The sequence below is a fragment of the Stieleria neptunia genome (assembly GCF_007754155.1).
Taxonomy (GTDB): Bacteria; Planctomycetota; Planctomycetia; order Pirellulales; family Pirellulaceae; genus Stieleria; species Stieleria neptunia.
Genome location: NZ_CP037423.1, coordinates 1,646,250 through 1,667,704, shown reverse-complemented (window position 1 = coordinate 1,667,704; position 21,455 = coordinate 1,646,250). Strand labels below are relative to the sequence as shown.

General features: G+C 58.9%; 12 protein-coding genes. 6 read left to right on the top strand and 6 right to left on the bottom strand.

Features of this window, described 5'->3' with window-relative positions; genetic code table 11:
- Nucleotides 1-537: 537 nt before the first annotated feature.
- The 3 genes from Enr13x_RS05780 (at nt 538) to Enr13x_RS05770 (ending at nt 12,848) form a co-directional block, all read left to right on the top strand.
- Nucleotides 538-1,839: an outer membrane beta-barrel protein gene (locus Enr13x_RS05780; RefSeq protein WP_197455822.1), complete on the top strand. Its 1,302-nt coding sequence runs from the start codon at nt 538-540 to the stop codon at nt 1,837-1,839.
- A gap of 134 nt (nt 1,840-1,973) precedes the next feature.
- On the top strand, nt 1,974-9,857 hold the full coding sequence (locus tag Enr13x_RS05775; protein ID WP_197455821.1) for a cadherin-like domain-containing protein: 7,884 nt from the start codon (nt 1,974-1,976) through the stop codon (nt 9,855-9,857).
- A 357-nt stretch (nt 9,858-10,214) separates the two neighbouring features.
- Nucleotides 10,215-12,848, top strand: coding sequence for a DNA gyrase subunit B (locus Enr13x_RS05770; RefSeq protein ID WP_145392137.1), 2,634 nt, complete (start codon nt 10,215-10,217; stop codon nt 12,846-12,848).
- Between the two features lie 258 nt (nt 12,849-13,106).
- Here the strand turns inward: Enr13x_RS05770 and Enr13x_RS05765 are convergent, their stop codons facing one another.
- Together Enr13x_RS05765 and Enr13x_RS05760 are read right to left on the bottom strand one after the other, a co-directional pair.
- Entirely contained in the window at nt 13,107-13,802 is a 696-nt protein-coding gene (locus Enr13x_RS05765) for a CPBP family intramembrane glutamic endopeptidase (protein ID WP_145385133.1), read from the bottom strand.
- Between the two features lies 1 nt (nt 13,803).
- A complete protein-coding gene (locus tag Enr13x_RS05760) occupies nt 13,804-14,982 on the bottom strand; it encodes a ribonuclease D (protein WP_145385132.1) in 1,179 nt (392 codons plus the stop codon).
- Between the two features lie 186 nt (nt 14,983-15,168).
- Here Enr13x_RS05760 and Enr13x_RS05755 point away from each other — a divergent pair, with 186 nt between their 5' ends.
- On the top strand, nt 15,169-15,879 hold the full coding sequence (locus Enr13x_RS05755; protein WP_197455820.1) for a (5-formylfuran-3-yl)methyl phosphate synthase: 711 nt from the start codon (nt 15,169-15,171) through the stop codon (nt 15,877-15,879).
- 116 nt (nt 15,880-15,995) lie between these two features.
- Here Enr13x_RS05755 and Enr13x_RS05750 read toward each other — a convergent pair whose 3' ends face one another.
- Entirely contained in the window at nt 15,996-16,223 is a 228-nt protein-coding gene (locus tag Enr13x_RS05750; protein ID WP_145385130.1) for a hypothetical protein, read from the bottom strand.
- Between the two features lie 304 nt (nt 16,224-16,527).
- On the opposite strand from Enr13x_RS05750, the gene Enr13x_RS05745 reads away from it, so the two are divergent.
- A complete protein-coding gene (locus Enr13x_RS05745) occupies nt 16,528-17,466 on the top strand; it encodes a TraB/GumN family protein (RefSeq protein WP_231744116.1) in 939 nt (312 codons plus the stop codon).
- A 165-nt stretch (nt 17,467-17,631) separates the two neighbouring features.
- On the opposite strand, the gene Enr13x_RS05740 is transcribed toward Enr13x_RS05745, so the two are convergent.
- Nucleotides 17,632-18,327, bottom strand: a complete 696-nt coding sequence (locus tag Enr13x_RS05740) for a lysophospholipid acyltransferase family protein (RefSeq protein WP_145385129.1) — start codon at nt 18,325-18,327, stop codon at nt 17,632-17,634.
- A gap of 116 nt (nt 18,328-18,443) precedes the next feature.
- Nucleotides 18,444-18,746 (bottom strand): hypothetical protein, encoded by a 303-nt coding sequence (locus Enr13x_RS05735; RefSeq protein WP_145385128.1) that lies wholly within the window; start codon nt 18,744-18,746, stop codon nt 18,444-18,446.
- 153 nt (nt 18,747-18,899) lie between these two features.
- Between Enr13x_RS05735 and Enr13x_RS05730 the strand changes: the two genes are divergently transcribed.
- Nucleotides 18,900-20,519 carry a tetratricopeptide repeat protein gene (locus Enr13x_RS05730; RefSeq protein WP_197455819.1) on the top strand — a complete coding sequence of 540 codons (1,620 nt, stop codon included), beginning with the start codon at nt 18,900-18,902 and terminating at the stop codon, nt 20,517-20,519.
- A 119-nt stretch (nt 20,520-20,638) separates the two neighbouring features.
- Here Enr13x_RS05730 and Enr13x_RS05725 read toward each other — a convergent pair whose 3' ends face one another.
- Nucleotides 20,639-21,451 (bottom strand): lysophospholipid acyltransferase family protein, encoded by an 813-nt coding sequence (locus tag Enr13x_RS05725; protein WP_145385126.1) that lies wholly within the window; start codon nt 21,449-21,451, stop codon nt 20,639-20,641.
- Nucleotides 21,452-21,455: the final 4 nt, after the last annotated feature.

Below are 21,455 nucleotides of genomic sequence, written 5' to 3'. Positions count from 1 at the left end.
AAATGACAGATCCTTATAGTCTCGACAAAAGAGGGGCGAGATAATAACAGCGAAATATTAACGGGCGTAAGATGCACAATTGCGATGCCGCGCGGCGCTCTGCGATGAAGGCCCTGCCGCAACGCGTGCGGTCACTCCATTATCTTTAATGCAACCGAACTTATTGTGATTGTTCTTTACGCCCCCTTGGCGAACCCGTGCAGACCGGCGCAGGGGGTCGCAGGGCTGACCGGGCCCACACGGCTCACTTTGATGATCGGGCTCGTGCTATTGAGTGCATTCCAGGCCCAAGGGGAGCCCCCACTCTCCTCCGTCTTCGAACTCCCATTAGAGCATCTCCCCGCTGCCGACCCTCTCTCGTTTCCGGAAACCCTTGAGACCGCAACCCTTGAGACCGCAACCCTTGAGACCGCAACCCTTGAGACCGCAACCCTTGAGACCGGAACCCTTGAAGAAGAGGAGTTGGCGACGTGGTTGTTCGAGCCGCGTGAACAAAGGGTTTCAGGATCAGACGACGCCGCGGCTTTCCCTGACTCAGTGACGGAGCATTCACCGGACACCGACTTCCAAACATCGCTTGCGTCGAGCCGACGAATCATCGACGCGACACCGGAGTCGATCAAGTTGATCACTGACATCGATCATCATTCAGGAGACCTGCTACCGAATTGGCCGGCGTTACGATTGGGCGGTTGGTTTGCTCAAGGGTTCACGGGCAACATCAATCGCCCGTCCAACGGACTAAACCGTCCCGTTGTTTTCAACGACTTGGCAAATAAGTTTGCCCTTCATCAAGCTTATCTTCATGCCCGAACAAACCTGTACAACGACGACGACGATTGGAACGTGACCGCGGGTCTCGATGCCAGTTACGGATATGATTCACAGTACTTGACGGTGCCTGGGTTAGAACGCCATCAAGACGGGACGCGCAAATTCAATTCCGAGGACAGCGATTACGGAATCAGTTTTCCGCAACTGTTCTTGGAATTGCGATCTGAACTCTGGGGCCATCCGATTTCCCTGAAACTGGGACGATTTCTTTCACTAACCAGTTCGGAAAGTTTGGCGGCCCCCGCCAACGCCCTGTATTCGCATTCTTACTCGTTTGCTTATGCGAACCCCTTCACCCAAGCGGGCGCACTGGCGTCTTATCAAACGGGGGCAAGGACGACCTGGTTCCTCGGTTACAACCAAGGCTGGGACAATTGGCGCGGCAGCTCAAGCCAGTGGGGGATACTGCCCGGCGTTGCCTTCCGCGACGCGGCCGACAAGCAGGAATTCAGATTCTTCGCACACGTTGGCGAAGACCTTACCAACGCACTGACGAATTCGGCACCGATCACCGGCAGCAGGAAATCGTTCCACGTCACTTATCGTCGATCGCTGCATCGACGACTGCGATATGTTGTTGATGCGGTTACCGGATCGCAACAGGACGCGGTCATTGTTGTTCACCCCGCGACCTCGCAAATCAGCTTTCGGGCGGCACGATGGTATGGACTGGCACAATATTTACATTGGACTGCATCGGATCGTACTCAAGCTTCTCTGCGAGTTGAATGGTTCCGTGACGCGGACCACAGCCGCATCGGGACGCCGGTCGAATTTGATCCGGGCGGCCTGGTTCTTAACGGCGGAGATTATTTTGGTATGACGGCGGGATGCCAAACCGAGCTCTTCTCCAATGTGTTGTTCCGCCCAGAAATCCGCTGGGATTGGTCGAACACACGCGGCAGCGGCACCGTTCCCGGGGGCGATCCAAGCGTACGTGCCTTTGGCGACCGAACCGATGCGGACCAACTCACTTTAGCCGCTGATTTAATCATTCAATATTAAAGTCGTGGGCGCTGACGCCTTCGATCGACCCCGTCGCAAAGCGACTTCTAATTGCAGATCCACTCGAGAAAGGAATCTTGATGCGTAGGAAGAGGAATTGTCGATCTCGACGCAACCGGTTTGAAATGCTTGAAGTGCGACTTCCCTTAGCGATCGACACCTACTTTGTCGATCTCTCCGGGCTCGGGACAACGGATATCTTTGGCCCGACCGCCGGAGGCGAAGTACAAGAAGTATTCGTAGATCATCCGAAGAGCGACGGCGGGGTGATCGGGACAGCACAGGACCTGGTGCGAGACAACGCCCAGGATGCTGCCATTCAGCTGCCCGCTGTCGAAGTGAACCTTCTCGCTGACAATCGCCCGATCGTCAATTCGCCCTCGGAATTGTTTTCGATCGCGTTGGAGATTCACGTCGGGCCGATTTCGGTGATCCCCGGAAACGTGACCAGCGTTCTTGGCGCGACCGTGACCCTGTATGCCGATGGCAGTTATCTCTATGACGCATCGACCAGTGAAATCGTTCTGGCATTGCAATCAGGCGAATTGGCGGATGACCAATTCGATTACGTGGTGGTCGACTCGGAGGGATCGACCACCACGTTCACGGCAAATCTACGAGTAATCGGAAAGAATGACGGGCCGTCACTGAACACGTCCGCTATCGTGACGGTGGGTGAAGGCAGGACAGCATCTTTGGCTGCGGTGGTGCTCGACGGCTCGGACCCGGACACACCGGCCGATCAGCTCGTCTATGAAGTGACCGACACGCCGTCCAACGGCCAACTCGAATTCATCGACGCGATCGGAGTCCAAGTCTCCACGTTCACCCAGGCTGATGTCGACAATCTCCGAATGGTCTACGTTCACAACGGAACCGAAACGATCGTCGATCAGTTTTCCGTCTCGCTCTCTGACGGTGGCGGCGACGGTGCGCCGCCGGCGACGGGGGCCGTGAATATCGTGATCCTGCAATTAAATGATCCCCCGGGGCGAACAGGCGCCTGGCCGGGCACGATTGATGTCCCGGAAGACGGAGCGGCTTACATCGACCTGAGCGCCATTGAACTCTACGATGCCGAAAACAGTGATTTAACGCTGACATTGGAAACGTCGGGCGGCGTCCTGATGTCTGATGCCCAGGCCAACGTCGTCGTCAACGGCAGCGGGACGACTGAGCTATCGATCGCGGGAAGCCCCACCGATGTGAATGAGTTCCTGGATCTCGCCAACGAGATTCTCTACGTGCCGCCAGAAGATGTCTCAGGCCCCGAAGCGGATCGATTGAAGGGTTCGTTATCCGACGGCCAGTCGACCTCGACGTTGGGCACTGCAACGATCAGTATCGCGGACGTCAACGACTTGGCCCAGGTCATCTCGCTCGAAACGACCGAATTAACATTCCAATCAGGTGAGATGCCGATCACGGTGAGCCAAACGATCGACGTCTTCGACCCTGACCACATCAGGATCCAGGGTGCCGCAATCGCGTTCACCTCGCTCTATGTTGGCGGAGAAGACGAACTGACATTCACCGCGCAGAACGGAATTGCAGGAAACTTCGACCCGGTCTCCGGAATACTTACTTTGAACGGGGACGCTTCGATCGAGGACTATGTCGACGCGTTAAGATCCGTTCAATACCAGAACGTAAGCACTTCAACGACGCCCGGAAAACGAACCGTTTCCTTCTCGGTCGATGACGGACAGGGTTTCGGACCGCAAGCAAGCCGAAACATTTCGGTATCGGTCGGGCCCCCTCCGATCCTGACGCTCGACGCGGATAATTCTCAAGGCGCGACGCCGGACGTGCATCTCAATTTTGTAGAAAACTCAGGCGTCCGCTTGCTTTCTGATCAAAGCGGTATTAGCGACGGCGACGACAGCCAACTCCAAGAGGCTGAGATTTTCCTCACCGATCGGCCCGATGGTAGCGACGAAGGATTGACGATCGCCGGAACACTTCCGCCTGGAATCGCGGTGGACTCCGTCTCCAGCGCCCAGCGAATCGTTCTCCGAGGCACCGCATCCCTCTCCGCCTACGAACAAGCCATCGATGCCGTCGGCTACTACAACACCTCCGAAAACCCGTCCACCAACCAGCGCCGCATCGAATTCACGGTCAACGATGGTAGCTCCGACGGTCCGAAAGCCGTTGCCTATCTGACGATCCAGCCCACCAACGATTTGCCTCGCAATGCCGGCGGATTGCCGAGCGAATTTTTTGTCGCGGAAGACGTTCAATCCTTCATTGACTGGAGTAGCCTCACGCTAGTCGACGAAGACGACGACCCACTGACGCTTCGATTATCGGCTTCTTCAGGCACGCTCGCTTCGGTAAACGCCAATAACGTTGTGGTCGGCGGCAGCGAAACCAACATGCTGACTCTCTCTGGAACGGCGAGCAGTTTGAACGCGTTTCTTGACCAGCCCAATCGCATTGAATATCTGGGGGCGGAAAATCTCTTTGGGACAAGAATCGACTCCATCACGGCCGCGGTGTCCGATCCCGACAACCTCGTGGTCATCGGATCAGCCGACGTGACGATCAGTGCCGTCAACGACCCTCCCGTACTGGCAACGAACAACGCGATTACGGTCTCTGAAGGGGAAGGCGTCACATTGAGCCGTGATGAACTTGCCGAGGATGACCCCGATGATGAAGGCGCTGAAATTCGCTACAGCATCGTTTCGGGTCCCGCCAACGGATACTTCGAGGCCACATCCTTTCCGTTCATCCCGATCAACTCATTCACCCAGGACGACATCGACAACGGACGCGTCACGTATCGACACGACGGTTCCGAAACGTCGTCCGATCTCGTTCGTCTCAACCTGGCCGACGGCGGAGAGGACGGGGCGACATCGGTTGATTTTGATTTCATCGTCAACGTCACACCGGTCAACGATGATCCGTACAACGCCGGCAGTACCGTTCCGGATGCTGCGGTCACCGAAGACACATTGAGTCCGATCAACTTAAGTGCCTTAGACATCGCCGACTCAGACGCACCGGTTAGCAATCACCAACTGACTCTTAGTGTCGAAGATGGTTTTCTCCAAGTCTCTGGAGTTCCCACCATCGATGTACTCGGCAACGGCACCGGAACCGTCACCTTGATCGGTTCACTCGATGACCTCAACTCGTATTTGGATAACCCGCTGAACTTGAACTACCTGAGCGGATTAGACTTATTCGGCGACGATGCCGACCTGTTGACCGTTACCATCAACGACGGGGGCAACACCGGCAATGGCGGTGGCAACGACGTCGCCCTTGCATCGGTCAACTTAGATATCTCAGCAGTGAACGACGCACCGACCAATATTGGGACACTGCTCTCCGACCTCAGCGTCACCGAAGACTTGCTCAGCCCACTTGACCTGAGCGGCTTGCAAATCGCCGACGTCGACGTGGGAACGGACGATCTGACCGTCACCGTCAGTGTCGCCAACGGGACACTGCAATTGGTTGTCGATCCGTCGCTGGTCCTGACAGGAAACGGAACTGGAACGGCAACGTTGACCGGAACCCTGACCGAACTCAACAACTACCTCGACATTCCGACCAACATCAGTTTCGTGGGAGCATTAAACGCCGCGGGCAACGATGCAACCCTGCTCAGCGTGACCGTCAACGACAACGGAAACACGGGCAGCGGGGGAGGCAGCGACGTCACCCTCGCATCGGTCAACCTGGACATCGCTGCAATCAACGACGCCCCCACTAACATCGGATCTTCACTCACCGACCTCAGCGTCATCGAAGACTTAGCCAGCCCGCTTAACTTGAGCGGCTTGCAAATCGCTGACGTCGACGCAGCGACGAACGACCTGACCGTCACCCTCAGCGTCGCCAGCGGAACGCTGCAATTGACCGTCGATCCGTCGGTGGTCCTGAGCGGCAACGGAACCGCTCTGGCAACGTTGACCGGCACCCTAACCGAACTCAACAGTTACCTCGACAACCCGAATAACATCCGCTTCTTAGGACCGCTAAACGTCTCAGGCAACGATGCAACCCTGCTCAGCGTGACCGTCAACGACAACGGAAACGGCGGCAGCGGAGGAGGCAACGACGTCACCTTCGCATCGGTCAACCTGGACATTGCCGCTGTCAATGACGCGCCCTTCAACGCCGGGGCAATCATTTCCGACCTCAACGTTACCGAAGATTTTCTCAGTTCACTCAATCTCAGCGGACTCGAAATCGCAGACAACGATGCCGGGACGGACGACCTGACTGTCACCGTCAGCGTCGCCAGCGGAACACTGCAACTGATCGCCGACCCGTCGGTAGACCTGACCGGCAACGGAACTGCAACGGCAACATTGATCGGAACGCTGTCCGAACTCAACAACTACCTCGACAATTCAACCAACATCCGTTTTTTGGGGACGCTCAACGCAAACGGGAATGACGCGACCGTATTAAGTGTGACGGCCGACGATGGTGCAGGCGACGTCACCCTCGCATCGGTCAACCTGGACATCTCGGCCGTCAACGATGCCCCCACCAACATCGGATCCGCACTTTCGGACTTGAGCGTCACCGAAGATCTGCTCAGTTCGCTCAACCTGAGCGGCCTTGAAATCGCGGACGTCGACGCCGGGACCAACGATTTGACCGTCACTGTCAACGTCGCCAGCGGAACGTTGCAATTGGTCGTCGATCCCTCGGTCGTCCTGACCGGTAACGGAACCGGCACAGCGACGTTGACCGGAACATTGACCGAGCTAAACAACTACCTCGACGTCCCGACCAACATCAATTTCCTCGGCGCACTCAACGCCGCCGGCAACGATGCGACGCTACTGAGCGTGACCGTCAACGACAACGGAAACACCGGCAGCGGTGCCGGCAGCGACGTCACCCTCGCATCAGTCAACGTGGACATCTCGGCGGTCAACGATGATCCCACCAACATCGGATCCGCACTTTCGGATCTGAGCGTCACCGAAGATCTGCTCAGTTCGCTCAACCTGAGCGGCCTTGAAATCGCGGACGTCGACGCCGGGACCAACGATTTGACCGTCACTGTCAGCGTCGCCAGCGGAACGTTGCAATTGGTCGTCGATCCCTCGGTCGTCCTGACTGGTAACGGAACCGGCACAGCGACGTTGACCGGAACATTGACCGAGCTAAACAACTACCTCGACGTCCCCACCAACATCAGTTTCCTGGGCGCACTCAACGCCGCCGGCAACGACGCGACGCTACTGAGCGTGACCGTCAACGACAACGGAAACACCGGTAGCGGCAGCGGCAGCGACGTCACCCTCGCATCGGTCAACCTGGACATCTCGGCCGTCAACGATGCCCCCACCAACATCGGATCCGCACTTTCGGATCTGAGCGTCACCGAAGATCTGCTCAGTTCGCTCAACCTGAGCGGCCTTGAAATCGCGGACGTCGACGCCGGGACCAACGATTTGACCGTCACTGTCAACGTCGCCAGCGGAACGTTGCAATTGGTCGTCGATCCCTCGGTCGTCCTGACCGGTAATGGGACCTCAGCGGCGACGTTGACCGGAACATTGACCGAGCTAAACAACTACCTCGACGTCCCCACCAACATCAATTTCCTCGGCGCACTCAACGCCGCCGGCAACGATGCGACGCTACTGAGCGTGACCGTCAACGACAACGGAAACACCGGTAGCGGCAGCGGCAGCGACGTCACCCTCGCATCAGTCAACCTGGACATCTCGGCGGTCAACGATGATCCCACCAACATCGGATCCGCACTTTCGGATCTGAGCGTCACCGAAGACCTGCTCAGTTCGCTCAACCTGAGCGGCCTTGAAATTGCGGATGTCGACGCCGGGACCAACGATTTGACCGTCACTGTCAGCGTCGCCAGCGGAACGTTGCAATTGGTCGTCGATCCCTCCGTCGTCCTGACCGGTAACGGAACCGGCACAGCGACGTTGACCGGAACATTGACCGAGCTAAACAACTACCTCGACGTCCCCACCAACATCAGTTTCCTGGGCGCACTCAACGCCGCCGGCAACGATGCGACGCTACTGAGCGTGACCGTCAACGACAACGGAAACACCGGTAGCGGCAGCGGCAGCGACGTCACCCTCGCATCAGTCAACCTGGACATCTCGGCGGTCAACGATGATCCCACCAACATCGGATCCGCACTTTCGGATCTGAGCGTCACCGAAGACCTGCTCAGTTCGCTCAACCTGAGCGGCCTTGAAATTGCGGATGTCGACGCCGGGACCAACGATTTGACCGTCACTGTCAGCGTCGCCAGCGGAACGTTGCAATTGGTCGTCGATCCCTCCGTCGTCCTGACCGGTAACGGAACCGGCACAGCGACGTTGACCGGAACATTGACCGAGCTAAACAACTACCTCGACGTCCCCACCAACATCAGTTTCCTGGGCGCACTCAACGCCGCCGGCAACGATGCGACGCTACTGAGCGTGACCGTCAACGACAACGGAAACACCGGTAGCGGCACCGGCAGCGACGTCACCCTCGCATCAGTCAACGTGGACATCTCGGCGGTCAACGATGATCCCACCAACATCGGATCCGCACTTTCGGATCTGAGCGTCACCGAAGATCTGCTCAGTTCGCTCAACCTGAGCGGCCTTGAAATCGCGGACGTCGACGCCGGGACCAACGATTTGACCGTCACTGTCAGCGTCGCCAGCGGAACGTTGCAATTGGTCGTCGATCCCTCGGTCGTCCTGACTGGTAACGGAACCGGCACAGCGACGTTGACCGGAACATTGACCGAGCTAAACAACTACCTCGACGTCCCCACCAACATCAGTTTCCTGGGCGCACTCAACGCCGCCGGCAACGACGCGACGCTACTGAGCGTGACCGTCAACGACAACGGAAACACCGGTAGCGGCAGCGGCAGCGACGTCACCCTCGCATCGGTCAACCTGGACATCTCGGCCGTCAACGATGCCCCCACCAACATCGGATCCGCACTTTCGGATCTGAGCGTCACCGAAGATCTGCTCAGTTCGCTCAACCTGAGCGGCCTTGAAATCGCGGACGTCGACGCCGGGACCAACGATTTGACCGTCACTGTCAACGTCGCCAGCGGAACGTTGCAATTGGTCGTCGATCCCTCGGTCGTCCTGACCGGTAATGGGACCTCAGCGGCGACGTTGACCGGAACATTGACCGAGCTAAACAACTACCTCGACGTCCCGACCAACATCAGTTTTCTCGGCGCACTCAACGCCGCCGGCAACGATGCGACGCTGCTGAGCGTGACCGTCAACGACAACGGAAACACCGGCAGCGGTGCCGGCAGCGACGTCACCCTCGCATCGGTCAACCTGGACATCTCGGCGGTCAACGATGATCCGGTCAACGTCGGTACGCTCCCTTCAGACTTGAACGTGGTGAGCGGTTTGCTCTCGGGCCTTGATATCGGGACGATCGAACTGGTTGATGTGGACGCCGCAGGTGGAACATTGAGTGTCACCATCGAATCGTCGCTGAGCCCGCTGACGGTGTTGACTGGCGGAGGGGTGACGGCAACGGGAAGCGGGACAAATGCGGTTTCATTGACAGGCACGGTGGATGCACTGAATACCTACTTCGATACGCCGACCAACATTTTACTGTTGCCGCTGTTCGGACTGCTCGGCGACAACCAAGACTTGCTTACGATCAAGGTCAACGACGGCGGCAACACAGGCACCGGCGGTGGATCGGACCTCACCCTCGGCACCATCAACATTGATGTAGTACTCAGCCCTCCCCCGATCGCCGCACTTTCCTCATTCCCAGACCAGGAGGTGGACGACGGCGAATCGTCGTTGCCGACTGCGGCGAAAAACACGATCGAAGCAGCAACTTCTCGAACGAACCAAAATGCCTCAGGCATTCCCAACACGGCTGCGATCGACCGCGATGCGTCCACTTCGGACTGGATTTTTGCGGCTTCACTTCCGGACCGTACAGTCTCGGAATCGCTCATTTCGCTACTTGCGGACAGTCGTCTTGCCGCTGAAAGCCTGGGCGAGACATAAAAGATCGTTGGAGCTCGAGTGCGAGTTCCGGCAATTTACTGGATCGGCCGGAGCTGTGGACACCTTCGCCGCCACAAGGTGATAGCGACGAAGCGTGCAGCCAGAGGATAGAACGCGTGAACGAAGCCCGAACGAGTGGAAAACCAGGCAATTGCCACAATTTAGAGGGCTCAGACGGGTGGCGACCGGCGTCCGATCAGGCCCCCAATTGCGGCCTTTGGAGAGATCCAACCGCCTCGCGAAAGTCGGCGAGAAATGGTAGAATTCTGCACTCTGCCGCAGGCGGTTCTGGGATGACCAGGATTGGGAACCATCCCTCGAAATGCGGCCTACTTTTACGCCCCGTTTCAGGTCTCAATGAGCGACGCCCCCTCTTCGGATCTCCCGGAATCTGACGCCCCAGACTCGCCCGATGAGGGCGCACAGGAAAAAGGCTCCCAGGAAGAAATGGACGCCCAGGAACTCGGCCCCGACGCGCCGGTTTCCTCGATTCCCGCCGCGAACCAGAAATACACCGACGAAGACCTGAAGCATCTTTCGGACTTGGATCACGTCCGAAAGCGCCCGGGGATGTATATCGGCGACACCGCGACGCGAGGGCTGCACCACCTGGTCTACGAAGTCGTCGACAATTCGATCGATGAAGCGATGGCGGGCTTTGCCAGCAAGGTCTCCGTGATCGTCCACACCGACGGCAGCGTGACGGTCGAAGACGACGGTCGCGGCATCCCGGTGACCAAGCACCAAGAGCTTTCGGCCGAACTGGATCGCGAAGTCAGCACGCTCGAGGGGGTGATGACGGTCCTCAAGTTCGGCGGCAAGTTTGAAAAAGGCGCCTACCAAACCTCCGGCGGCCTGCACGGCGTCGGCGTCACCGTCGTCAACTTCCTCAGCCAGTGGGCCGAAGCCGAAGTCAGCCGAGACGGATTCACCTGGAGCCAAGAATACGAACGAGGCGTCGCGACCGGGCCGGTCAAAAAGGGCCGCACGACCAGCAAGACGGGCACCAGAACCACCTTCAAGGCCGATGCGCAGATCTTTTCGGTCACCAAATTCAACTTCGACACGCTCTACAAACGCCTGCAAGAACTCGCGTTCCTCAACAGCGGTGTGCGGATCACGTTCCTGGACGAACGCAACGGCGAGGGCGGCGATTTTAAATACGAACGCGGGATCACCGAATTCGTCGAACACCTCAACCGAGCCAGCGACCCGCTGCACAGCGATGTGATTTCGATCGTCGGTGAAAAAGACGGCTGCCAATTCGAAATCGCACTGCAGTACAGCACCGAATACACCGAAAACGTCCAGTCCTACGTCAACAACATTCACACGATCGAAGGCGGAACGCACGTCTCCGGATTTCGCTCGGCACTGACGCGGACACTGAACAATTACGGCAAAAAAGAAAACCTGCTCAAGAACACCGCGCTGGGAGGGGACGACATCCGCGAAGGCATCACGGCGGTGATCAGCGTTCGCGTGCCACATCCCCAGTTCGAAGGCCAAACGAAAACCAAACTCGGCAACAGCGAAGTCGAAGGCATCATCAACGGCGGCGTCGGCGAGCAGCTGTCGAAGTACCTGGAAGAAAACCCGCGCATCGCCAAGTCCATCGTCCGCAAGGGACTGCTGGCCTCCGAAGCTCGCGAAGCGGCTCGCAAGGCCAAGGACTTGCTGCGGAAACGAAAAGACGCGCTCGGCGGTGGCGGATTGCCCGGCAAATTGCGGGATTGCATCAGCAAGCAGATGGAACGCTGCGAAGTGTACCTGGTCGAAGGTGATTCGGCAGGCGGTTCGGCCGAAGGCGGGCGAATGCGCGACTTCCAAGCGATTCTGCCGCTGCGTGGTAAGATCATCAACGCCTACAAGAGCCGCGAAGACAAGGTGCTGGCCAACGAAGAAGTCCGTTCGATGATCCAAGCGATCGGAACGGGCATCGGCGCCGACCAAGACATCTCCAAACGTCGCTACAACAAGATCGTGATCATGACTGACGCCGACGTCGACGGCAGCCATATCCGCACCTTGCTGCTGTGCTTTTTCTATCGCCAAATGTACCAATTGGTTGCCGACGGGCACGTCTATGTCGCACAGCCGCCGCTGTTCCGCGTCACCCACGGACGCAGCCGCTACTACGTCCAAACCGACGAAGAAATGAAGGGCCAGTTGCTCGATCGCGGTCTCAACGACACCGTCTTCGAAGCCGAAGACGGGCGACGGATCGAAGGCGAGGACATGCGAAAGCTATGCGGTTCGCTGGCCTCGATGGAAGATGCGATCGTGGCCCTGGAGCGTCGCGGCGTCAGCCTCCGCGTCCACGCCGTGCGGATCGACCCGGTCAAGAACAAGTTGCCGTCGTGGTTGCTGACCTACGGCAACGAAGAACACTGGTTCCACAGCACCGATGAAGTCGAGACGCATCTCAACGAGCACAACTTGGTCCTGGATGACGAGGCGGCCGCCGAAGAAACCGAGGCGGCGGCCGATGCCGCGGCCGATGCCGCCGGCGGCGAGGCCGAGTCAGCCCCAGAGGCCAGCACCGAGCCGACCAAGACGATTGCCCACCTGGCTGAACTGCACGAAGTCCGAACGATCAACAGCGGGCTGAAAGAACTCTCCGAACTCGGGTTCTCCCTGGAAGACCTGATCCCGGCCGACCGAACCGGTATGACCACGCCACGCTTCGAATTGGTCCGCGGCGAAGACACGCGGCGGCCGATGGTCGACCTGCGCGACCTGTTGCCCGAAGTCCGGGCGGCCGGCGAAAAGGGGCTGCAAGTGACTCGCTTTAAGGGGCTGGGCGAAATGAACGCCGAAGAGCTTCGCGAGACGACGCTCGACCCGGCCAACCGAACGCTGATCAAGGTCAACATGAAAGACGCCGGGGCGGCCGATGAAATGTTCCGGCTGCTGATGGGCGACAAAGTCGAACCACGACGCGAGTTCATCGAAAAACACGCCCTCGACGTCCGGAACCTGGACGTTTAATTGCCCCTCTCGTTCCCGGTCTTCGCCCTACGCCGTGAACGATTTTTTGGCATTGGGCTTGCGTCCAATGTCACGTCCTCTGGCTCTAAAGGTGTTAGCGGAACGGCGCGAGCCGTCCGGTTGCGCTTCAAAAATACCGTGAAAGACCGGAGGGCTCGCGCCCTTCCGCTAACAATTCGTTCACGGCGTAGGGCTCCACCTGGGAACGGTCTTCGCGCGAGGCTCCGCCTCGCCATCGCCGTGAACGAAGTGATAGCGCTACGCCGCCGCCTCCTCGGCCTCGATCTCACGCTTGGCGATCAAGAACTGCGCCGCGTCGTAGACCGCGTGTGCGACGATCGGGACGAGCAAGCTGTCGGTGGCGATCATCAGCGCCGCAAAGTAAACGCCCATCAAGGACGCGATGAAGACGTAGAGCTTGGTGATCGGATGCAGCAGGCCGAAGCCGATCGAAGAGACCAGGACCGCCGCGGCGAGCAGCCCCGGCACGGCCACGCTAAAACTATCCCCGACCTGGAAGGGGTTGTCGATCTGGCCGGTCGCGTCCTGCACCGCGGTCAACCACGGCAACAGGCAGCCGCGAAAGGCGAGCTCTTCACCGATGCCCGCACAGATGCTGACCGTCAACAACTCTGCCGGAGACAGCGACAACAGCGCCTTCATCGTCGGTGCATCGCTGAGTCGCTTGAGGGCGTCGATCGATTCGTGCCGAATTTTCATCAGCAGCGAAATCGCGACCAACATCGGGATCGATGCCAGTGCGCCGATCCCCAAGTCGATGGCGACGCTCTTCCACGCCAGTTTGTCGATCCGCCCCAAGTACGCACGCGCGTCGACCCCGAGCAACCAGGCGAGCAACAGTCCGGCCAGACCGATGGCGAGCTCGAAACCGCAGGCCCAGACGAACAACAGATCGTCCGGCGCTTCTTCGTGGGGAGGCGTTTCTTCGTTCAAGTCAATCCAGCTCGACGAATTCCAGCGGCTGTTCTTTGCGAACGTCCGCGACACGGATCGCCGCGTGACCGCTGAGTAGCTTTCGAAAGGTCTTTCCAACAATCTCGCCGCGCCATCCGGTCAACAACGAGGGTATCTTGTCGCCTTCTTTGGGATCCAGTTCAAAACCGAGCACTTCCTTGACGTCGTCGGCGTTGCCGACGATCGACGGGGCGAGCTTATTCTGACGACTGATGCAGGCCATCGAGGTCGACAGGAACTGGCTGAGCATCGGGGAGATGACGCCGCGTGATTTCCTGGTTCGCCGTGGCAGTTGGTCGTCGGGAACCTCAAGCGCCGCCTGGATCGCGGCCGAGATGTCGTCATAGTGTGCGCTATACCCGCGCCAATCCATGCCCCGGATGTTGCGGATCTTTTTGATCTCGGCCGATCCGCGTTTGGCGAGTTCGACCATCAGATCGTCACGCATCACGCGTCGCACCGGCCGATCGAGCGTCGCGGCGCGCTGGTCACGCCAGCGCCAAAGGTGGCGGATGATCTCCAGTTGTCGCGGCGTCATCCCGGCGCATCCGCTGACGCGCCGCCAGTTTTCGCTCGTTTCGTGTTGAATGACTTTTTGTTGACGGATCTCGGTTTCTTCTTCCAACCAAGCGTGGCGGTTCAGCTTTTCGATCGCCTCACGCTGCATCCAATACATCGCTTCCAGGTCCGTCACGTCTTGCAACGCATAGTTCAGTTGGTCGCGTGAGAGCGGACGATGCCGCCAATTGGTGCGTGACTCTCCCTTGGCAAGGGTTTTGCCCGTCAGCCGATTGACCAGATTGCCGAGCGATATGGGGAACTCCATGCCGCTGAATCCGGCTGCCAGTTGCGTATCGAACAGCCCGGCGATCGGCTGATTGGTGAACTGGTAACAGAACCGACACTCCTCCCGCGCCGCGTGGGCGATCACCGTGCGGCCGGGTTGGACCAACAGATCCCAGAACGGGGCGGTGCTGTGCATCGCCAAGGGATCAATGATCGCCAATCGATCTCCGGCGGCGACTTGAATCAAACACAACTGGGGTCGATAACGGTCTTCGGAAACAAACTCGGTGTCGAAGGCAATGATCGGCGCATCAGCCAGTTCATCACAGAATTGACGAAGATCGTCGATCGCACTGATCGATTCGTATTCCAAGGGTCGTTAGACTCTCTGCATGAAAAATGGGAGGGACGGTCACCCCGGGTTGCCCACTGGCCACCCCCGACGTTCTTTCTTTTCGGCCATCACTCTAACCGCCCGGCCCCCGCGCGACCATCCTGCATGCCCACGAACGCACCATCAAGCCGATTCCGGCAGGCCGCGAAAACGCCCCTCGCACCCGTGAAACCTGAATGGCTGGTCAGCGTGCGCGATCTGGCCGAGGCGAAGCGGGCGGTCGAATTTGACGTCGCGATCTTGGACTTCAAAGAACCACGCCGCGGCGCGTTGGCGCCCGTCGCCGTCCAAATCTGGCGCCAGGTCGCGTCCTGGGCGAGCGCCGGCAAGGACGGCCCCCTGCTTTCGGCCGCGTTGGGGGAATCCGATCAGGCGGTGGGGCTTGCCGATCAGCTGCCGCCGGAGTTCGCGTTTGCCAAGGCCGGCCCGAGTGGGTGCAACGATCCGGACCAGACCAGGGGCATGTGGGACGCCGTCCGGGCACGGTTGCCCGACCGGGTTGAATTGGTTGCGGTCGCCTATGCGGACCACCGATCGGCCGACTGCCTGCCGGCCGAACAGATCCTGGACTTGGCCGCCCGCCATGGTTTTCGACGCATCCTGCTGGATACCTGCGAAAAGAACGGCCGGTCATCGATCGACCTGCTGGGTTCCTCGCGACTGTTGAACCTTGGCCGCCAAGCCCACCAACAGCTCCTTTGGTGGTCGCTGGCCGGTTCGATCACACGAGACCAGGTCGCAGGGATGGCAAAGCTGATCCCGCCCCCCGAGTTTCGGCCCGATTGCTTCGCCGTCCGCGGAGATGTCTGTGACGGCGATCGAATCGGAACGCTGTGCCCGGACAAGATGCGGCAGTGGATGCAGATGCTGCACTAGTATTCCGTGTCAGCTCAAGTTTCGGGTAGAGCAAACTGGCGTAGGTCACGCTGTGCGTGACAATAAGGACGTCATGCACAGCATGACCTACCCGAAAACCAAGGTGACACGGAATACTAGACCCAATCGAGCCCGGTCAGTTTCTGAAGACGCTCCTCAAAGTTGCCGATCAGCCCCCCCACGAGAGTCCATTCGCCTTGCTTGCGCAGTTCGATTTCACCGAATCGGTTGATCCGAATGATCGAGTCGCTGGTCACGCCCGCTTGACGCAGTTCGTTGAAATCGACTTCCCCCTCGTTGATCACATCAAGCAACGTTTTTCCGGTTAATTCAATGAATTCCATGACTTCCTTCTCAGCCGGTGGCTGGACTACATTCGATCGACGCCCGCACCATTTCTAAGCGGTGGACGAATCTTCGACAACCAGAGTCAACGAAGCGACCGGGGACGCGATTGGGTCGCCAAGAAAGGGCCGCGCACGCCGAATCACTTCTGCTCCACCGGCCAGTCTGCTTGGAACGGTGGTGCAGTTCAAGTTGCCGCGATCCGGATCGAGCGCTATGCTACGGTAGGTTCGTTTGTGCTCAACGAGCTTGTCGATTGTAGGAATCGAGCTACCTATTCGCCTCCAACCCAGGCACCCTCCCATGCGTTTGCTCCTGTTCGCCCTGTTCGTCGTCCTCACGCTGGTCAACCTGTTCCTCGGGGCCGCCGCCAGTGTCGCCCAATCTGCAACGGCAGAGTCCCAACCGAAGGCCCAAGCAGACGCTGCGGAAAAGGAAGCGTCGGAAGCACCCGAAGCGTCTTATCTGCGGATCAAGAAAGACGACAAGGGCCGGAAAGTCGCGTTGCAGACCGCGATCGTCCGCTATCACGGCAAGCCCGGCACCCGTTACGACGGCGCCATCGTCGATCTGGTGGGTGTCGTTCACATCGGCGAAAAAGACTATTACAAGGATCTGAATGAACGGCTGTCGAAATACGATTCGGTGCTGTACGAACTGGTCGCCCCGGACGGCACCCGGATTCGCCCCGAAGATCTGAAGGAACGCCGATCGCTGGTCGCTTCGATGCAAACCGGCATGAAGGACATGCTGAAACTGGAATACCAGCTGGAATTGATCGACTACATGTCCGCCAATTTTCGACATGCCGACATGAGCCCCGAAGAGTTCAGCGAGGATCTGCAACGACGCGGCGACAGCGTGCTGAAGATGATCGCCAGGATGATGGGAGCCGGCTTGGCGACCCAGTCCAAAAGCGGTGGCGACCTCGGCGTGCTGATGGCATTGTTCAGCCAAGACCGTTCGACCGCGATGAAAAACGCGATGGCCAATCAGTTGATCGACATGGAAGCGGTGACGGCCGGAATCAACGATGCCAATGGTGAGAACACGCTGATCAAGGGACGCAATGCCAAGGCGTTTCAAGTCCTGCGCGAAGAATTAGCCGCCGGCAAGCAATCCCTGGCCGTGTTCTACGGCGCCGGACACCTCCCCGACATGGCCGAACGGCTGGAAAAAGACTTCGGCATGAAAGCCGGAAAGACGACCTGGCTCGACGCCTGGGACCTGGACGGCAAGTAGAGGCCTCTCGTTCCCGTCCGCTCTCGTTCCAAGGCTCCGCCCTACGCCTGGGCTGCGCGATGCAACGACGTGGGATAGGCTTCCAGATTGTCGATGCCGAAAGGAATGGCGGGACGCCGATCCCTCTCTGATCGATTCGATACTTAACTTACTTTCCACTCGATCCTACGCCGCCCGCTTCTTCGACCCGCCTTTGTCATTGAACAACGGCTTCATCGCGGCGTGAGTCTTTGCGGCTTCTTTCGGATCGTAGGTTGCCTCCAAACGCAACAACTCGTCCTGGATCCGCTGGGTAAACTCCCCGACGGACTCTCCATCACGCGGGTACATCAGGTCGCCGAACACGCCGTCAATGCGACAAAACGGAAGCGGAATCTGCGTGCGATCCCAGGTCCGCGACAAGACGATCCGTTTGGTGGGAATCAGGGACATCGGCAGGACAGGAGCGCCGGTTTTTTGCGACAACATCGCGATACCGGGACTGGCGATCCCACGTGGCCCCTTTGGTCCGTCCACGGCCAGACAAGCCGGTCTGCCGCCGGAGACATGGGCGACCAGCCCCCGTAGCGCCGCGACGCCGCCTTTTCGGCTCGCACCGCTGCTGCCTCGAATCGGAGTCACCCCCGTCTTCTCAAGCGTCCGGGCGATCAAGTCACCGTCTTTACTGCGCGACACCAAGGCGCCCGCCCCCTTTTCGGCGTGGACCACCATGGCAATTTGCTGTCCGTGCAAGCCGGCATAGAGATACGGCTGTCCGGCCGCGCGAAGCCGATCCCGAGAATCATTGATCGCGCGGACGCGACAGGTGGTTCGCAACAGCCAGATAAACCCCGTCACCAAGAAGGGCAGCACTCGATTCATTCCCAGATTCCATTCTGTTTGCTGTCAAAACGTTTCGCGTGTCGTGAAACCCGCAGCTCATTAGATAAGCTTGCCAGCCCCGGACGGCAAGATCGATTGCGATCTCCACCGGCCGCTCATTCGCCGCCGGCAGGGTTTTCGATCCAGACCTGAAAGCAGGGCGAACAAAGCAGCAGCCGCCGCCGACAGTGCACTTGGTTTTCTGCATCGACTTGAGGCGTCGATTCGAGTTGCTCGATGACTTTGCCCCATTGAGCATCCATTTCATCACGGTCCAGCGTTGCCGGGGAGTCCAGGATGGGAGGCGACGAATCGACGGTGGCCTGGATGTCAATTTCGTAAAACTCGCCCCGACCGCCGACCAGCTCTCTCAAACAGCGATCGCACAGACTGGGAGTATCCGATTCAAAGACATCCATCACGCTGACTCAACGAAAGAAAAGGAGACAAGAGACCCGCGGCGGAATCACCAGTATAACGCATCGCAATCACCGCCGCCGCCGCGTGAAAAAGGTGTCCGACACCTTTTTGGCAAGAGACGTATTTTTGGCAAGCGAGGGCAAATGGCGTTCATGGCGGATTTTTCAGCCAAGGGTGACACGATGGCGGATATCATGACAGCTGAGACGGCGTCGTGTTGCGTGATGGGGAGGAAACAGTTGATGGAATACCCTTGGATCACTGCCCCAGATTTTGATGCTTCAGGGACCGACGAATCGCCGACGGATTGGCGTCCGGGCGTGCGGGTAGCGGTCGTCCGGACCAGTGCGTTGCCGTGGGGCGCCATGACGGTGCTGGTCGCGGTTTTGCTGTTGGGCCTGATCGCCTGTGGCGGCGCGCTGGGGGCGATCAACGACGCGGCCATGACGGGGCTGAAAGTCAGCGTGGTGGTCGCCGGCCTTCTGGCGGGATGCTACGCCGCCTTGGTGCTGGCCTGCCATCTGCTGCTGGCCGACGGTGAGACCGTGATCGACTGGAACGAAGGCACGATTCTGCATCGTCGAAACCGATCCCAAAACACCTATCCGCTGGATCAATTGACGGAAATCCGCATCGCGCCGCAGCCCGATCCGAACCCGGAGATCGCCGAAGTCCAATTGGTTGTCGGCGGCCCATTGGTCCCCTTGCTGACGACGTATCGCTGTGATTCGACCGAGCAGGCCTGTCGATCGGTCGCAGTCGCAGCTCGACATCTCGCGACAACGCTCAACGTGCCTCTGGTCGCTCCACCGAACATCCCGCTGGACGACGTGACCAAAGACGATCGCGCGTGGTCGGATGAATATGTCGACACCGGGAACTGGACACTGATGAGCATGCGGGCGGCGGAAAGGAACGGGGATTCCGACGCGGCGGCCCGCCATCGACGCGAAGCGATCGATTACTTTGACATCGCCAACCGCATTGACCCCAGCAATCCCGCGCCCCTGCTGGAACTCGGCAAGCTGTCCGACGATGGCGATGCCAACAAACAAGCCGTCGAGATGGCGTTGGCCGCAGCGCCCGATTCGCCGGAGGCCTTGATCGAATTGGCAAAGATTCAGGATCGTGACGGCGAATTCGAATTGGCCCAACAGAGTTACGATCGTGCGGTAAGCATCGACCGCTGTGTCGATACATTGCAGGCGCGTGCGTTGTTCTTCCAGTTCAACGAACGCTTCCACGAGGCAGTGAACGATTTCGATGATGCGATGGAGCGGGCCGGCGACGATGACGAGCGGGCCCACTTGCTCGGGCTGCGATCGGACTGTTATCGCGACTGGTTTGAATCGTCCGGCAATCAACGCTACCTCAAACGGGCCATCGATGACGCGCGCGAAAACGTCGCCTTGGACCCCGAACAGTCCAACAGTCTGGCCAACCTGCTGATCGACGCGGAGGAATACACCGAAGCCATCGCGATTCTCGATGATTGGATCATGAACGAAGGGGAGGACACCTATGTGTTCGGCTTGCTGGGGCGGGCATTTCTGCAGCAAGGCATCGACATGGATTCCGCCATCTTTCATCTCACCCGCGCCATCGAAATCGAAGAGGCCGCTCCACCAATCAGCGACCCCGGATGGCAAGACATTCAACGTCGAAGCCTGTCGCATCTGTATTCGCTTCGAAGCGAAGCCCACCAAAAAAACAAAGACTCCGAAGCCTCACGCCGCGACATCGAAACGTCGCGAAAACTGGACCCGCGATAGCCGTTGTCGGTGCCCTTCGTCAAGCCGGGGATCGCACGAGGATCTGGGCTTGCGGAATGGTGGGCCGGAAGGGGTCAAAAAATGGGTTGGCCAGGTCGTCGCGGAAACAGTCTCTCGTCCTACGTGCCGGCGTTCCACCGATCCAGTTTGGTCGCGATAAAGTCGATCACGGCTTGTTGCTGCCGGTCGCCACGGCCTTCGATGGCGATCGGTTCCCCGAACGCAAATCGAACCGTCTTGCGCGGGTCGATCGGACCGAGATCCTTGATCCACTTGCCGTTCCCCCACGCATCGGTCTGCAGCGCGATCGGCACCACCGGGACCTTGGCCCGAGCCGCCAGTTTGACACCGATCGAGTTGAACGTGCCCGGATCAAAGCTGTCGCTGCGGGTGGTCTGGGGAAACACGACGATCGAGACGCCCTTGGCGAGACGCTCGGCTCCCTCCGTCATCACCCGCTTGAAGTCTTCACGCGGATTTTCGCGTGAGACGGCGATGGGGTCGCGTGTTCGCAAGATGTGACGAAACACCGGATAGTCCATCAAACTCTGCTTGACCACAAACGTCACGTCGCGAATCGGCTGGATGATGGCGGGCAGGACGATCGTCTCCAGCATGCTCATGTGGTTGCCGATCAACACGCAAGGTGTTGTCAGATCGCCCAAGTGCCGCAGACCGGTGACTTCGAATCGAACGCCGACCGATTCGAGAGACTGCATGACTTCGAAGCTGGTTTCGCTCCAGCGTTGGTTTCCATACTTTCCCTGCCGGGCGATCCGACTGGATCGATACACATTCCACGCGAACTGGCGATAGAAGCTGACGGTCGGAAAACTCCGCGCCATCCAGCGTTTCGGACCATCGGCGGTGCGGTAATCACCGTCCTGATCGGACAACAGTTCATTGCAGTGTCGAGAATCAATTCCAGTCATGGTC

Bases quoted from the DNA above. Each gene is read 5' to 3' on its own strand.
- Enr13x_RS05740 (WP_145385129.1), bottom strand. From the start codon at position 18,327: ATGAATCGAGTGCTGCCCTTCTTGGTGACGGGGTTTATCTGGCTGTTG.
- Enr13x_RS05770 (WP_145392137.1), top strand. From the start codon at position 10,215: ATGAGCGACGCCCCCTCTTCGGATCTCCCGGAATCTGACGCCCCAGAC.
- Enr13x_RS05725 (WP_145385126.1), bottom strand. From the start codon at position 21,451: ATGACTGGAATTGATTCTCGACACTGCAATGAACTGTTGTCCGATCAG.
- Enr13x_RS05735 (WP_145385128.1), bottom strand. From the start codon at position 18,746: ATGGATGTCTTTGAATCGGATACTCCCAGTCTGTGCGATCGCTGTTTG.
- Enr13x_RS05745 (WP_231744116.1), top strand. From the start codon at position 16,528: ATGCGTTTGCTCCTGTTCGCCCTGTTCGTCGTCCTCACGCTGGTCAAC.
- Enr13x_RS05750 (WP_145385130.1), bottom strand. From the start codon at position 16,223: ATGGAATTCATTGAATTAACCGGAAAAACGTTGCTTGATGTGATCAAC.
- Enr13x_RS05730 (WP_197455819.1), top strand. From the start codon at position 18,900: ATGGCGGATTTTTCAGCCAAGGGTGACACGATGGCGGATATCATGACA.